The sequence below is a fragment of the Clostridioides sp. LIBA-7602 genome, assembly GCF_056688945.1.
This window is the reverse complement of the sequence record NZ_CP196991.1, coordinates 325,564-339,548: the sequence shown is the minus strand read 5'-3', so window position 1 is coordinate 339,548 and position 13,985 is coordinate 325,564. Positions and strand designations below refer to the sequence as shown.

General features: G+C 30.4%; 16 protein-coding genes. All 16 read right to left on the bottom strand.

Going from position 1 to position 13,985, the window contains the following annotated elements:
• Positions 1–6: 6 nt before the first annotated feature.
• Genes ACTG45_RS01945 through fliI form a run of 16 tightly spaced genes read right to left on the bottom strand, consistent with a single transcriptional unit; the run spans position 7 to position 13,984 of the window.
• A complete protein-coding gene (locus ACTG45_RS01945; RefSeq protein ID WP_479919693.1) occupies positions 7–897 on the bottom strand; it encodes a MinD/ParA family protein in 891 nt (296 codons plus the stop codon).
• Positions 894–1,910, bottom strand: coding sequence for a flagellar biosynthesis GTPase FlhF (gene flhF, locus ACTG45_RS01940; RefSeq protein WP_479919692.1), 1,017 nt, complete (start codon positions 1,908–1,910; stop codon positions 894–896). Before flhF ends, ACTG45_RS01945 begins: the two co-directional genes overlap by 4 nt.
• The gene (flhA, locus tag ACTG45_RS01935) at positions 1,885–3,960 is read right to left on the bottom strand and encodes a flagellar biosynthesis protein FlhA (protein ID WP_479919691.1); all 2,076 of its coding nucleotides are present in this window, start codon (positions 3,958–3,960) and stop codon (positions 1,885–1,887) included. Before flhA ends, flhF begins: the two co-directional genes overlap by 26 nt.
• An 8-nt stretch (positions 3,961–3,968) precedes the next feature.
• Entirely contained in the window at positions 3,969–5,783 is a 1,815-nt protein-coding gene (locus ACTG45_RS01930; protein ID WP_479919690.1) for a fused FliR family export protein/FlhB family type III secretion system protein, read from the bottom strand.
• An 11-nt stretch (positions 5,784–5,794) separates the two neighbouring features.
• Complete coding sequence (gene fliQ / locus ACTG45_RS01925; protein WP_003435976.1) at positions 5,795–6,064, bottom strand: flagellar biosynthesis protein FliQ; 270 nt, start codon at positions 6,062–6,064, stop codon at positions 5,795–5,797.
• 12 nt (positions 6,065–6,076) lie between these two features.
• A complete protein-coding gene (fliP, locus tag ACTG45_RS01920; protein WP_021382683.1) occupies positions 6,077–6,742 on the bottom strand; it encodes a flagellar type III secretion system pore protein FliP in 666 nt (221 codons plus the stop codon).
• Positions 6,743–7,117, bottom strand: a complete 375-nt coding sequence (locus ACTG45_RS01915) for a flagellar biosynthetic protein FliO (protein WP_479919689.1) — start codon at positions 7,115–7,117, stop codon at positions 6,743–6,745.
• 13 nt (positions 7,118–7,130) lie between these two features.
• On the bottom strand, positions 7,131–7,574 hold the full coding sequence (locus ACTG45_RS01910) for a flagellar basal body-associated FliL family protein (protein WP_479919688.1): 444 nt from the start codon (positions 7,572–7,574) through the stop codon (positions 7,131–7,133).
• Between the two features lie 11 nt (positions 7,575–7,585).
• Entirely contained in the window at positions 7,586–8,281 is a 696-nt protein-coding gene (locus ACTG45_RS01905) for an OmpA family protein (RefSeq protein WP_169467411.1), read from the bottom strand.
• Positions 8,271–9,089, bottom strand: coding sequence for a motility protein A (locus ACTG45_RS01900; protein WP_479919687.1), 819 nt, complete (start codon positions 9,087–9,089; stop codon positions 8,271–8,273). Before ACTG45_RS01900 ends, ACTG45_RS01905 begins: the two co-directional genes overlap by 11 nt.
• Entirely contained in the window at positions 9,089–9,292 is a 204-nt protein-coding gene (locus tag ACTG45_RS01895; RefSeq protein ID WP_021382674.1) for a flagellar FlbD family protein, read from the bottom strand. Before ACTG45_RS01895 ends, ACTG45_RS01900 begins: the two co-directional genes overlap by 1 nt.
• 12 nt (positions 9,293–9,304) lie before the next feature.
• A complete protein-coding gene (locus ACTG45_RS01890; RefSeq protein WP_479919686.1) occupies positions 9,305–10,288 on the bottom strand; it encodes a flagellar hook-basal body protein in 984 nt (327 codons plus the stop codon).
• 26 nt (positions 10,289–10,314) lie between these two features.
• On the bottom strand, positions 10,315–10,935 hold the full coding sequence (locus ACTG45_RS01885; RefSeq protein WP_479919685.1) for a flagellar hook assembly protein FlgD: 621 nt from the start codon (positions 10,933–10,935) through the stop codon (positions 10,315–10,317).
• Between the two features lie 17 nt (positions 10,936–10,952).
• Positions 10,953–12,158, bottom strand: coding sequence for a flagellar hook-length control protein FliK (locus tag ACTG45_RS01880; protein ID WP_479919684.1), 1,206 nt, complete (start codon positions 12,156–12,158; stop codon positions 10,953–10,955).
• A 28-nt stretch (positions 12,159–12,186) separates the two neighbouring features.
• Positions 12,187–12,633: a flagellar export protein FliJ gene (fliJ, locus tag ACTG45_RS01875; RefSeq protein ID WP_021382736.1), complete on the bottom strand. Its 447-nt coding sequence runs from the start codon at positions 12,631–12,633 to the stop codon at positions 12,187–12,189.
• A gap of 31 nt (positions 12,634–12,664) precedes the next feature.
• Positions 12,665–13,984 (bottom strand): flagellar protein export ATPase FliI, encoded by a 1,320-nt coding sequence (gene fliI, locus ACTG45_RS01870; protein ID WP_021382704.1) that lies wholly within the window; start codon positions 13,982–13,984, stop codon positions 12,665–12,667.
• Position 13,985 lies beyond the last annotated feature (1 nt).

The following is a 13,985-nucleotide window of genomic DNA, read 5'->3' as shown; positions in this document are numbered from 1 at the left end:
GCCTCCTTAGCTTTTAAATATACTAAACATTTTTCTTAGTAAACCTTTATTATCAATAAGCTCTTCTTTTTGCTGTTCTTTTGGCTGACTTACCATTCTCTTTGCTATAGATATAATGCATTTTGATGCAATACTTGTAGGGTATTCTAGAATAAATGGTATCTGTTTCTTTACACATACACTCACTTTTTTATCCTCTATTATATATCCATACAATTCTAAATTAAGATTTAAAAATTTATCTACAACCATATTTATTCTGTTATATGTAGTTTTTGCCTCTTCTAAATTAATCACTCTATTGATTATTATGTTTGCACTTCTCTTTATACCAAAATTACTTATGGCTTTTAATAGGCTGTATGCATCAGTCAATGATGTAGGTTCTGGTGTTGTTATTAAGAAAAATTCAGTACTACAGTATATAAATGACAATAGACTTTTACTCATACCAGCTCCTGTATCAATTATTATAAAATCCACATCATGAATCTGTTCTATGCTATGTATAAACTTATTTCTTTGAGCTTCTGTAAAGTCTTCTATATGATTAAGAGCAGAACCTCCAGAGATTATGTTTACACCATATTTAGTCTGTGAAATTATATCTTCTATATTTTTTTCACCATTAATTACATCAATTATGGTTCCTTTTACATTTACGCCCATTATTATATCTATATTAGACATTCCTATATCTGCATCTAATATAAGAACTTTTTTATTAAGTTTAGTCAAGCATATAGACAAATTTGTAGCTAGATTACTCTTTCCAACTCCACCTTTGCCAGAAGCTATTGTAATTATCTTAGGTATATTTCTATTCTCTGTAATAGATTCATCAAGTCCTTTTTTTTCTATTGCCATTTTTCTCAAGATTTGAGCTTGGTCCATCATATACTTTCAACTCCTAATAGTAGTCTTATAATCTTATCTTCATTAGGTTTTATAATATCATCAGGAACATTTTGTCCTGTTGTAATATATGATATTGGTTTTTGTGCATAATTCATTATGTTAAATATTGAGCCATATGTAATTGTTTCATCTAGTTTTGTAATTATTAAGCTTTTAAAGTTCACATTTCTATACGAATCTATAATAGCTTTTGTATCAGTTTCTTTCGTTGTACAATTCAAAACCAAATGTATATTATCAGTTTCAGCTTTATCTATAAGGTTTTTGATTTCTAGTATTTGCATAGAACTTTTATAACCTCTACCTGTAGTATCTATCAATACAACATCACAATCTTTCATCTCATCAAGTGCCAACTCCATCTCATCAGGGCTTATTACCCCTTTAAAAGGAATATTCATTATATCAGTATATATCCTTAACTGCTCTACAGCACCAATCCTATAGGTATCTATAGTTATTACACCTACTTTTTTATTTTCCTCAAAGACTAATTTAGCGGCTAACTTTGCTATTGTAGTTGTTTTACCTACTCCTGGTGGTCCAACTAGAGCAATTTTTCCAGTTATTGTTTGATTTTCTATTTTAATCTTTTTCTTTAGGCTTTCTACTAAATTTTTACTTGTATCAACTCCATTGAACTTCATTTCTTGTAAATCAGCTCTTATAAAGTCTACAATTTCTTCATTTAACTCTAAATTTAGTAGGTTCTTACATATTTTGTCTATATCATTATCATTTTTATTATCAAACCCCATGTTACTTATAATTGACTTTAATTGTTCTATCTCTCGTTTTAAATCTTTTTGTTCTATATTATCTCTCTTTTCCCATCCAACAGTTAATTCAATATCTTTCTTTGAAAAAATACCTCGTATGCCAGATTTTCTTACTTCTTTTTTATCTATTAATGTAATATTGTCACCTAATTCCATTTTGGCTAGATTCATAGCATCCTGAATTGTATCAGCTGTATACTTTTTCGTCATCATATATGCTCACCACACCTTCTGCTTTGATTTTAACATCGTTAGGTATTTCGTTTAATGATAATACAGTCAAATTAGGATATACAATCTCAACTAATTTTCTAAATGGTGCTCTTATCTTTGGTGATACTACTATTACTGGTATATTATGATTGAAATATACATTACTCATTACATCTTGTATACTCTCAAATATTTTGTTTGTGTTTTCTGGGTCAACGGCTGGATAAGTTCCATTTACAGACCTCTGTAAATTATTAGATACTAATTCCTCCGTTTCTGGAGACAATGTAGCCACTGTAATTGACTTGTCTTCATCTACCAAATTTGTACAAATACTTCTAGCCAAAGCTATTCTCACATATTCAGTAAGAAGCTCTATATCTTTGGTGTTTCTAGACTGGTCTGCAAGTGTTTCAAGTATTGTAACCCTATCCTTTATATTCACTTTTTCTCTTAACAGATTTTTAAGTACTTTTTGAACTTCACCAAGTGTCATTAAGTCTGGTATTAACTCATCAACTACAGCACTATAATTTTCTCTTGCTGCATCTATAATAGTCTTAACCTCTTGTCTTCCCAATAACTCATGTGCATTGGATTTTATTATATCTAGTAAGTGAGTTATAAGTATTGTAGATGAATCTACCACTGTATAACCTTTTAACTCTGCATCTTCTACCTTGTCACTTTCTATCCAAAGTGCTTCTATTCCAAAAGTAGGCTCAATTGTCTTTATTCCAAATATATTAAAACCTTGATTCATAGGGTCCATACATAAAATCATATTAGGCATTATCTCGTACCCACCAACTACATTGCCTTTTATCTTTATATTGTATTGGTTTGGATTTAATTGTAAATTATCTCTTATTCTTATAGGTTGTACAACTATACCCATGTCTATAGCACACTGTCTTCTTATTGATGCTATTCTCTGAAGCAAGTCTCCTCCTGCTGATTCATCAGCCAAAGATATTAACCCATATCCAATTTCTACTTCTATAGATTCTACATTTATTAAGTTTGTTACATCTTCTACTTCGTTTTTATCCGGATTTACCATATCAGGTTTTTCAAACTCTAAATCTTCTAAAGTATCTTTCTTTTCTCTTCCTAAAAAATAACCTGCTGCTATTGCACCTATACCCAGTGAAAAAAATGCTGGTTTAGGTAGTCCTGGCATCATACCAAGTACAATTAAAACACATCCAGTCATCATGATTGCCTTTGGTATTGCTGTTAATTGTTTACCTACTAAGTCACCAAAGTTTTCATCAGTAGAGGCTCTTGTTACAATTATCCCTGCTGATGTGGATATTAATAGAGCTGGTATCTGACTTACAAGACCATCCCCTATGGTAAGTCTTACATAGGTCTGTGCTGCACCCATAAGAGTCATATTCAGCATCACAGCGCCTATTACAATTCCTCCTATAATATTTATTGCAGTTACTATAAGACCTGCTATAGCATCTCCTTTTACAAACTTATTTGCACCATCCATAGAACCATAAAAGTCAGCTTCTTGTTGAAGTTCTTTTCTTCTTTTTCTAGCAGTTTTATCATCTATAACTCCTGCATTTAAATCTGCATCTATACTCATCTGCTTACCTGGCATGGCATCTAACGTAAATCTAGCTGTTACTTCAGATACTCTTCCAGAACCATTAGTTATAACAACAAATTGAACAATTAATATAATTAGGAATATAATTATTCCTACTACGTAATTTCCACCTACAACAAAACTTCCAAATGCCTCTATAACTTCACCTGCATATCCTTGGGTTAGAATCAATCTAGTTGATGAAAGATTCAATCCCAGTCTAAATAGTGTTGTCACAAGTAACACTGTTGGAAATATAGATAAATCAAGTACATTCGTTGTAAATAATGTCATTAATAAAATTAGCACAGATAAACTTATGTTAATTGCCAGTAAAATATCTAATATAAATGTAGGTAATGGCACTATCATCATAAGAACAATTCCTACAACACCAAAAGCCACTATTACATCCATATTTTCCTTTAGATTAAACTTATTCATTACTTATCCTACCTTTTTGGGACTTTGTATCTATTTTTGATTTTATATACTGCTACTAATATTTCTGCAAAAGCTTGATACATGTCCTCTGGAATTTCTTGGTCTATTTCTACTTGTTTATATAACAACCTAGCTATAGGTTTATTCTCTATTATAGGGATGTCATTTCCCTTTGCTATTTCTCTTATTTTAAAGGCTAAGTAGTCTGCACCTTTTGCCACTACTACTGGAGCTTGGTCCTTCCCTTTTTCATACCTTACTGCTATAGATAAGTGAGTCGGATTAGTTACTATTACAGTGGCACTTGGGACTGCTTGCATAGTCCTTTGGGATGAAATTTGCCTTTGCTTTTGTTTTATCTTAGCTTTTATTTCTGGGTCTCCCTCTGCGTTTTTATATTCATCTTTAACTTCTTGTTTTGTCATTCTCAGTTGTTTTTTATGGCTATATCTTTGATAAAAGTAGTCTGCGACTGCTATAACTATCATAGCTATACAAATTTTACTTAATATGGAATATACTAAATCTTTAACTGTATACATTAAACTAGGTAGATATATGTTACCTAGCTTTAATATATCTAAGTAATTATCTTGAAAAAATGTATATCCTATATAAGCTAATACAGATATTATTGCTGTATCTTTTATTAAAGTTGATAAGCTCCTCATAGAAAACATATTTTTGAATCCACTAATAGGATTTAATTTTGATAAATTTGGTTTCAAAGTTTCACCAGTAAACAAGATTCCTACTTGAAATAGGTTAGCTACTACACCTAAAACCAAGAATGGAATAGCTATTGGCAAAAATATTTTGAAAAAATCCATTAATCCTACAATAACTAATTTTTCTAAGTTTGAATAATTTATATTCATATAGAAATTCACGTTTAAAAAGTAATTAAGTGAAGATTTAAGTGTATCCACTACATATGAAAATAACGTAGGAACTAATAAAGTGAATGCAAATAGAGTCATTGCAACGGGTAATTCTCTACTTTTTGCTATATTACCCTTTTTTCTTTGTTCACCCTTTTTCTTTGGGGTAGCTTCTTCTGTCTTATCAGTTGAGCCCATAAAAAACATAGGAGCCAGAGCAAAGGTTCCCTCATACATCTTTGGTATTTGACTCAGTAGATGACTTATCTGGCTAACGATTAAAGGTATTGATATGATAAACAAGGCTATACCAACCAATATTTTTAATGGCATACCAACTATCATTACATTTAGTTGGGGAACACTTCTTGATATAAGTCCTAAGATAAAATCTGCCATAAGCAGACAAAGCACGATAGGTATTGCTATTTTGAATCCAGTTATAAAGCACTGTACAAATATATTTATTATATAGTCTATATTATTATCTACAAATGATTTTCCTATTGGAATTAACTCAAAACTATACCTTATACCTCGAATTAAAATATGATGTCCATCCATGCTAAAAAATATCATTAGAGCTGTCCAGTTCATAAGATTATCAATTAAAGTTGTCTGAGTCATTGAGTTTGGGTCAAACATATTAATCATTGACAATCCCATCTGTTGGTCCATCATAGAACCCGCCATTCTGATACTATAAAAACACAGATTCGTTATATATCCAAGTATAATACCTGTTATAGTTTCATTTATTCCATATAACGTAAACATTATAATATTATCTATATTTGCAACATATTCAATTTGCATAGTACTTGAAATCAGTATTGATATAATGATTGCAAAAATTGACTTGAATAAAGCAGGTGTACCAGCTGGAAATAGTATTCTCAACGTTCCAAAAAAGGCTACTATTCTAATAAATACAAAAATCATATGTACCCTACCTACTTAGTTATAAGAGATATCATATTAAATATCTCAGAAGTAAAACTAATAAGAGTATGCAACATCCAGCTCCCACCAATAGCTACTACTAAAAGAATTGCTATCAGTTTTGGTACAAAAGTCAATGTTTGCTCCTGGATTTGAGTTGTAGCTTGAAACACACTTATTAAAAGTCCAACTACAAGAGAAACAATTAGTACTGGAGCTGCAATCATAGCCCCTGTAAACATTCCATTTTTAAGAACACTCATTATCATAAATTCACTCATACTATTTTTCTCCTATCCAAATCCCAATATCAATGTTTTTACTATCAAATTCCAGCCATCCACCATTACAAATAATAGCAACTTAAATGGTAATGATATCATAACTGGAGGCAACATAAACATCCCCATAGACATTAGAACACTTGCAACAACAAGGTCTATTATCAAAAATGGTATGTATATTAAAAAACCTATTTGAAAAGCAGTTTTTAATTCGCTTATAGCAAATGCTGGAACTACAACAGATAATGGTATGTTTTCACGAGTTAATTTTTTTTCTTTTAAACCAGCTTGTTCCACAAATAAATCTAAGTCTGTTTGTCTAGTTTGCTTCAACAAAAACTCTTTAATAGGCCCTTCCGCTTCCTTCATAGCTTTTTCCATAGTAATTTCTTCTTTAATATATGGTTGTAATGCCTTTTCGTTTATTTCATTTAATACTGGTCTCATTATAAATATTGTCAATACTATTGCAAGCCCTACCAAAACTTGACTCGGAATTGCCTGCTGTGCTCCTAATGCTGATTTTAAAAATGATAAACTTATAACTATTCTGACAAAGCTTGTCATCATAAACATTACAAATGGTAAAAACATTAATGCAGTTAGAAATAAAAACAATTGCATTGAACTTGTATATGGTACATCAGCCAAAGGTAATTTTGATAATAGTTCCATTTACTTATCTTCCTTTTTTGTAAATTTTCCAATATATCTACTGAAATCATATTTTGTTTTAATTCTTTCTATTTTAAAATCTTGGATTTTAAAATTTCTTTCTTTAATATCATCTTCTATTTTTGATATTTCTTCCTTGGTCAAATCTTTTATCTTATCCATACTAGACGAAGAAGATGCAACTATGCATCCCTCTTCACCTATCTTCAAAATTATTATGCTATTATTTTTATTTATACTTACAATATCTAATATTTTTACATATTTATCATTGTATTTTTTTAATAAACTTCCTTGGCTAATTTTTAAAGATAAGACTATCAATATTAAAATTATTGGAATACATATTAATATCTTTAATAAATAAAGTATCATGTCTTACCATCCTTTATTGCACTACTATATTTGTAAAATATATATTTTGAATTACATTTCCACCTAGGTTTGTATTTAGTGTATTTTTTATCTCTTCTTTTATGTTATTTAAATTCTCAGCAGCAAAATCATCTGCTCTTTTTGCCATAAGGCAATTTATGATATTATCTCTAATTAAAGGTGTATTTTTTTCTATATCTTTATATGAAGAATCATAAGATACAGTTATTGATACTTTTAGATATCTTACACCTTCATCAGCTAGTTTCAATACCATTTCTTCTAAATCAAGATTTTCTGTTTTTATTTCTCCTTTATCTTTTCCTGTTGGAATAAATGAGCTTATAATTTTAGTAATTTGCTTATTTCCACCTTCGCCTAATAAAAAAAATCCTGCTCCTGCTGAGAAAATAATTAGTATCAAAATAATTAGAATAACTTTTTTATTTTTGAACAAATCTATTCCTCCTAGTCGATAGTTATAAGTATATTAACTCTTCTATTCTCAGCTCTCCCTTTTGCTGTTTCATTTGAAACCAAAGGCTGATACTCTCCACATCCTGTTGCTGAAAACAGTTTAGGGTCCATGCCCTTTTCTTCTACAAAGTATCTTACAACGCTTACTGCTCTACTAGAAGATAAATCCCAATTGGATTCATGTGTACTTGATTTTACAGGTACATTATCAGTATGACCTTCTATAACTATCTTATTTTTCATCATTTTTATCATGTCATATACTTTATTGAGAGTAGCTTTACTATTGACTTTTAACTCCGAAATCCCAGAGTCAAATAGTATTGAATCATCAAGTTCTAGTAAAATCCCTCTGCTATCATCCTTAACTGTTACACTATTTTGTAAATTAGAATTATTAACCTTATCTTTTAAATCTTGCTCTAAATTTGACTTATCACTTTTATCCACTAAAGTACTATCTATTGGTGATTTATCACTTGTACTTGAGCCTGTATTAAACATACTTACTCCAGAAAACTGCCCTTTTAATGCATTTGATATGTTTTTGAATTTTTCCATATCTACAACTGATGTAGCATACAGTAATACGAAAAATGTAAGAATCAGTGTTATTGTATCAGCATAGGTAGCTAGCCATGCATCTGGATTTATATCGTCCTTTTTCTTATTTTTTTTACGCCCCATTACTCATTGCTCTTTCTGTATTTTTATTGGATTTTGTAAACTGTAATCTCTCGCTTCTTGAAAGGTATGTTGCTAAGCGCTCTTCAACCACTATACTGCTTTCACCAGACTGTATGCTTATTATTCCTTCAAGCATCATTTCCTTCACATAAACTTCTTTTTCTGTTTTTTCATCTATATTATATGCAATTGGATTCAAAGCGATATTAGCAAGTAAAGAACCATAGAATGTTGTAATTAATGCCTTTCCCATCCCAGATGCTATTAAGTCTGGAGATGTAAGGTCTGATAGCATTTGTATAAGACCTATTAGAGTCCCCAACATCCCAAACGCAGGCGCAAAAGTACCCCAAGTTTTAAATAGCTTAGAATACCTATTATTTGTATCTTCGATAGAATCTATCTCCAGTTCTAATATAGACCTTATCTCATTTACTTCCAGACCATCAATACATAACTCTAATCCTTTTCTCATGAATGGGTCTTGTATTTTCATTACATCACTTTCTATTGATAGAAGACCTTCTTTTCTAGCTTTTTTAGAAAGTGTTTTAAATTGATTTAATAAATCTAATTTTGATACACTCATTGTCTTAAACGAGTATTGTAGTGCATTCTTTATAAGTTTTATATCATCAAAAGTAAATGTAATCATTAAAGCTCCAAACGACCCAAATACTGTGATTAGTATTGATGCAAAATCAAAGAAACTTTTTAGCCCTGAACTACTACCTTTTACTGCTCCAAATAAAACTAATACTGTAGATAATATTAGTCCAATAAATGTCAGTGAATCTGTTTTTTTCATTACTTCTCGCTCCTAATATAACCTACATTTATTTTCCTTTTGTACTTTACTACTTTATCTACTATCTCGTCTACTGACTCTTTTACAAGGTTTTTTTCTCCTGTTGTAAGGAGTATTCTGCTTTCTGGCACTGAGTCAATTCTTACTATAAGGTCTGAATTTAATATGTAGCTTCTTCCGTTTAAATCGGTTACTCTTATCATAATATGTACCTACTATCTCTTAAGACTTATTATCTCTTGAAGTATTTCATCTGATGTTGATATTATTTTGCTGTTTGCTTGGAAAGACCTACTTGCTATTATCATTTCTGTGAATTCTTCTGCTATGTCTACATTGGAAGCTTCTATTGCTCCTTGTATTATTGTTCCTGTAGCTCCTGCTATTTGTGGGTCTCCTGAGTTTGCTGATGGCTTAAATAAGTTTCCACCTTCTGCATCTAGTCCTGCTGGATTTTGGAATGCATATGTTTGTACTTTTTGAATAGTTCCCTCTAACTTATTTATTCCAGCAGGTTTATCTCCTACCTTAGCAGTATCAGGAATATCATACACAAACTGAGTTCTTTGACCATCACTCAATAAAAATTCTATTGTTCCATCCTTTGATATGTTATACTCTAATACATTTTGGACTGTTCCATCTTTAGGACTTATACTTTGAAGAGGTATTACAATAGGTTCTTTTCCTTTGGCATCACCTTTTTTAACAAATTCTCCTGTATCTGCCTTATATTCTCCCTCATAAATCATACCTTGTAACATATATCCATCACCATTTACAAGTCTTCCACCTTTGATATTTTGTAAAGCTCCAGCTGCTGCTTTAAATCCTGTATCTAAGTTAAAAGAACCATCTCTTGTATACATAACTGTTCCTTGCCTTACTACTGGAAGATACCCCTCTCCATCTATCATTAAATCTGATGGTCTATTAGTTGGCTGTACATTTCCTTGTATCATATCCTTATTTATACTTGATATCTTGCTCCCTACACCTACTTGTCCTAAGTTTGTTCCCCCTAATGCAGCCGTTGGAGCACTTGCATATAATACAGTTTGATAAAATGAATCTGTTATTCTAGCAGAACTTTTCTTAAAAGCAGTAGTCCCTGCATTTGCTACATTGTTACCTATTACATCTAGCTTTGTTTGATTTGCTTTCATTCCACTTACACCTGAATACATTGCTTTTATCATGAATATACCTCTTTTCTAGTTTAATATTATACTTCTTCTGGAGAACTTTCTTCTTCACCTGATTCTGGAGAATTTTCTTCTTCATCTGAATTTGTGTTTACTTCTCCTATTTTAAGTAATTTTTCATATTTAACATCTACAGTTTTATCACTGCCTTCTACTTTCAGTTCTAAGTGTACCTCTCCATCTTTTATGTATGTGGACTTCACTACACCTACAATATTTTCATCTTCTTTCTCTTCTCCAGATACCTCTACTTCTTTACCAATTAATGATGTTGCCATGCTTAATGCAGAATTTATTAGAGTAGAGTTGCTTAAAGCTAAAAGTACATCTAACTTATCATTCATAGCAGACATCTTTTCTAAAGTCGCAAACTGAGCTAATTGTGATACATACTCTGTTGGGTCTTGTGGATTCATTGGGTCTTGATTACCCATTTGTGCTACAAGTATTTTCATAAATAAATCTTTATCAGCATCATCACCTTGTCCTATAATTGGAGTTCCATTATCTGTCACTGTTTGATTTCCTTTACTTCTAACTTGTTTATTCGCAATATCATTAATATTTCTTTCAAACTGGCTTAAGTTATTTGACCTATAGTTTCCTTGAGTACCTGCTAAGGCTGTTGCTACTCCGTACATACAATACTTCCCCCTTATTAAGCTAATAAATCTACTCTATCATCATCAATAATATTTTCTTTAATCTCATCTTCTATAGCGATATTGTTACGCTTATTATTTGTACCCTGCTTGTCCATATTTTCTTGGTTATTTTGTCTATTCTGCTGTTCAAATGCTTTATCAAAAGTATCTGATGTATTTCTATTGTCACTATGCATTTGCACAGATACATCTTTTATGTTTACATTTGTAAGTTCAAGATGTTGCTTTAAATCTGTAATATTTTTATTTATAGAGTCAAATACATCTTTATTAAAAACAGTCACAACAGCTTTCATACTCTCACTATCTTTCAGTAATTGTATATTCATATCTCCCAATTCTTTTGGTCTTAATTTAATGGTTAGCTCTTGTATATCATTTGTTTTCATATGTTTGATAGCTTTAATAGAATCGTCCATAACGTTTGATTCTATATGTTTTAAATTAACATTGTCATTTTTAGTTTTGTTTATATCCATACTTTTATTTATTACTTGGCTAAAGTTTCCGCTCTTATTTCCATTAGCCCCTGCTAGTTTTTCCAAAATATCAGAACTATCATCTCTTTGTTTATTTAAGTTAAGATTATCCATTCTATTACTATTAAAATTGTATAAGTCTATGCTTTTAGTATCCTCTTCTGTAGTTTTACTAATCACTTCAAAGTTCCCATTAGCATTATTGTCTAAAAGCTCTCTTAACTTCATCATATCTAAATTTTGCACATCATCAGATTTATTCATATTATCCTTATTTAACTCTGGGTTTTGGTTTGCAATCTTATTCAACAGATTTTTATTAATCTTAAGCTCTTGTTTCAATTCATCTGATATACTTAGCTTTTCTATATTACTTAACATAGAGCTTATATCTTTTTCTTTTTTATCATCATTATTTAAAATATTTAACAATTGTTGTAAAATTTCATTAATCTTACTTCCATCTTTTTCATATGTACTTTCATCTTCTAAGTGATTACTCTTATCTTCATCTAAATGACACTCATTATCACTATTTTCCGATTTATCTGAACTAACATTTTGATTATTTGTTTCTTTTCTATCTTTAACTGGTTTATTGTCTGTTGCTTTGTATAAATTGTCTTCAAATTTATTTTTTTTCACATCTTTATTCTTAGATGAGCTTTTTTTATCCCCAATATCTTTAATAACATTATAAGAATCTGCTTGTATCTTCATACAATAATATCCTCACTTCCTACTATTCTTATAGAACTTGTCTATTTCTTAAATAACTCATACTTGCAAACTCATCATTAGTTTTTTGTTCCTTTAGATTTTCTTCTCTATAATACTGACCATACTTTTTCTCTTTTAGTTTTTCTAACGATTTTCTTTCTATCTGTTTATCTATAAGCTGTTTTCTAGCTTTTTCAAGTTCGTTTGTAGACTTATCTAGTTCCTCTGATAAATCCATTATAGAGTTATTTAAAGCTAACAAATAATTAATAGTTATCTTTTGTTTCTGAATACTATCGTTGTCTTTACTTATAGAATACTTATTATAATTATTTTCTAAGTTTTCCAAGTTATTCTCTATATCTATTTTTTTTTGTTGAATTTTAGCAAATTCCATTTTTATCTTTTCTTCGTCTTTCATTTTTAAGTCTAAAACTTTCTGTAATCTAAACTTAAAATTTTTATCCAATTTCATCACAACCTATTCAAATATTTTTTTAAATTATTTATTCAAATATTCTTTTCAAACTACTTATAGTTTCGTTAAAAGAACTTTTTTCATTTATCCCTTGTTTTAAAAAGTTGATAATATGCTCATGGTAGTAGATTGCTTCATCTATTTTTTTATTGGTACCTGAAGCATATGCACCTATATTTATCAAGTCTTCTGCTTCTCTATATTCAGATAACATATCTCTTGCAAATGATGCTATTTTTATATCTTCTTTTGAAGCAATCTCATTCATAAGTCTGCTTAAACTGTTCAAGACATCTATGGAAGGATAATGGTTCTTATTTGCCAAATCTCTAGATAAAACTATATGACCATCAAGTATTCCTCTTGTCGTATCTGCTATTGGCTCATTAAAATCATCTCCATCAACTAATACTGTATAAAATGCAGTAATAGAGCCTTTATCTGATGTGCCTGTTCTCTCCATGAGTTTTGGTAAAATTGCAAATACAGATGGTGTGTATCCTTTTTGAGCTGGTGGCTCTCCTATCGCTATTCCTACTTCTCTTTGTGCCATAGCAAATCTAGTTACTGAGTCCATCATAAGTATTACTTTTTTGCCCTGGTCTCTAAAATACTCAGCTATTGCAGTAGCAGTAAGAGCTCCTTTAAGCCTAACCAGAGGAGCTTTATCTGATGTAGCACATACAACAACAGATTTTTTCATTCCCTCTTCTCCTAAATCTTTATCAATAAAATCTAGGACTTCTCTTCCTCTTTCGCCAACAAGAGCAATTACATTTACATCTGCTTTTGCATTTCTAGCAATCATACCTAGAGTTGTACTCTTACCTACTCCACTTCCTGCGAATATTCCTATTCTCTGTCCTTCACCACAAGTAGTAAATGCATCTATTGCTCTTACACCTGTTTCCATTATATTTCGTATTTTTTTTCTCTTCATTGGGTCAGGAGGTTCATTATTCAAGTTGTATCTATCCCCTAAAACAAGTTCTGAGTTGTCTATAGGATTTCCAAGACCATCAAGCACTTTACCTAGTAAATTATCACTACACATAACACTTAAAGGTATCCCCTTAGAAATAACTTTACAACCAGGTGCTATTAATGTTAGCTCTCCTAATGCCATTAATATTACTTCTTTATCTTTAAAACCTACTACTTCACAATTAACTGGTTTGTTGACTTGATTGTATATAACACATAGCTCTCCAACAAAAGCTTTTATTCCTTCAACTTCTACAGTAAGCCCTATTATCTTCTTAACTCTACCCTCTGATATAGTAAGCTCTAAATTTTCTATTTTCTTATTTATTTTGTCAAAATCTATAGATATATCAGTTTTATACATA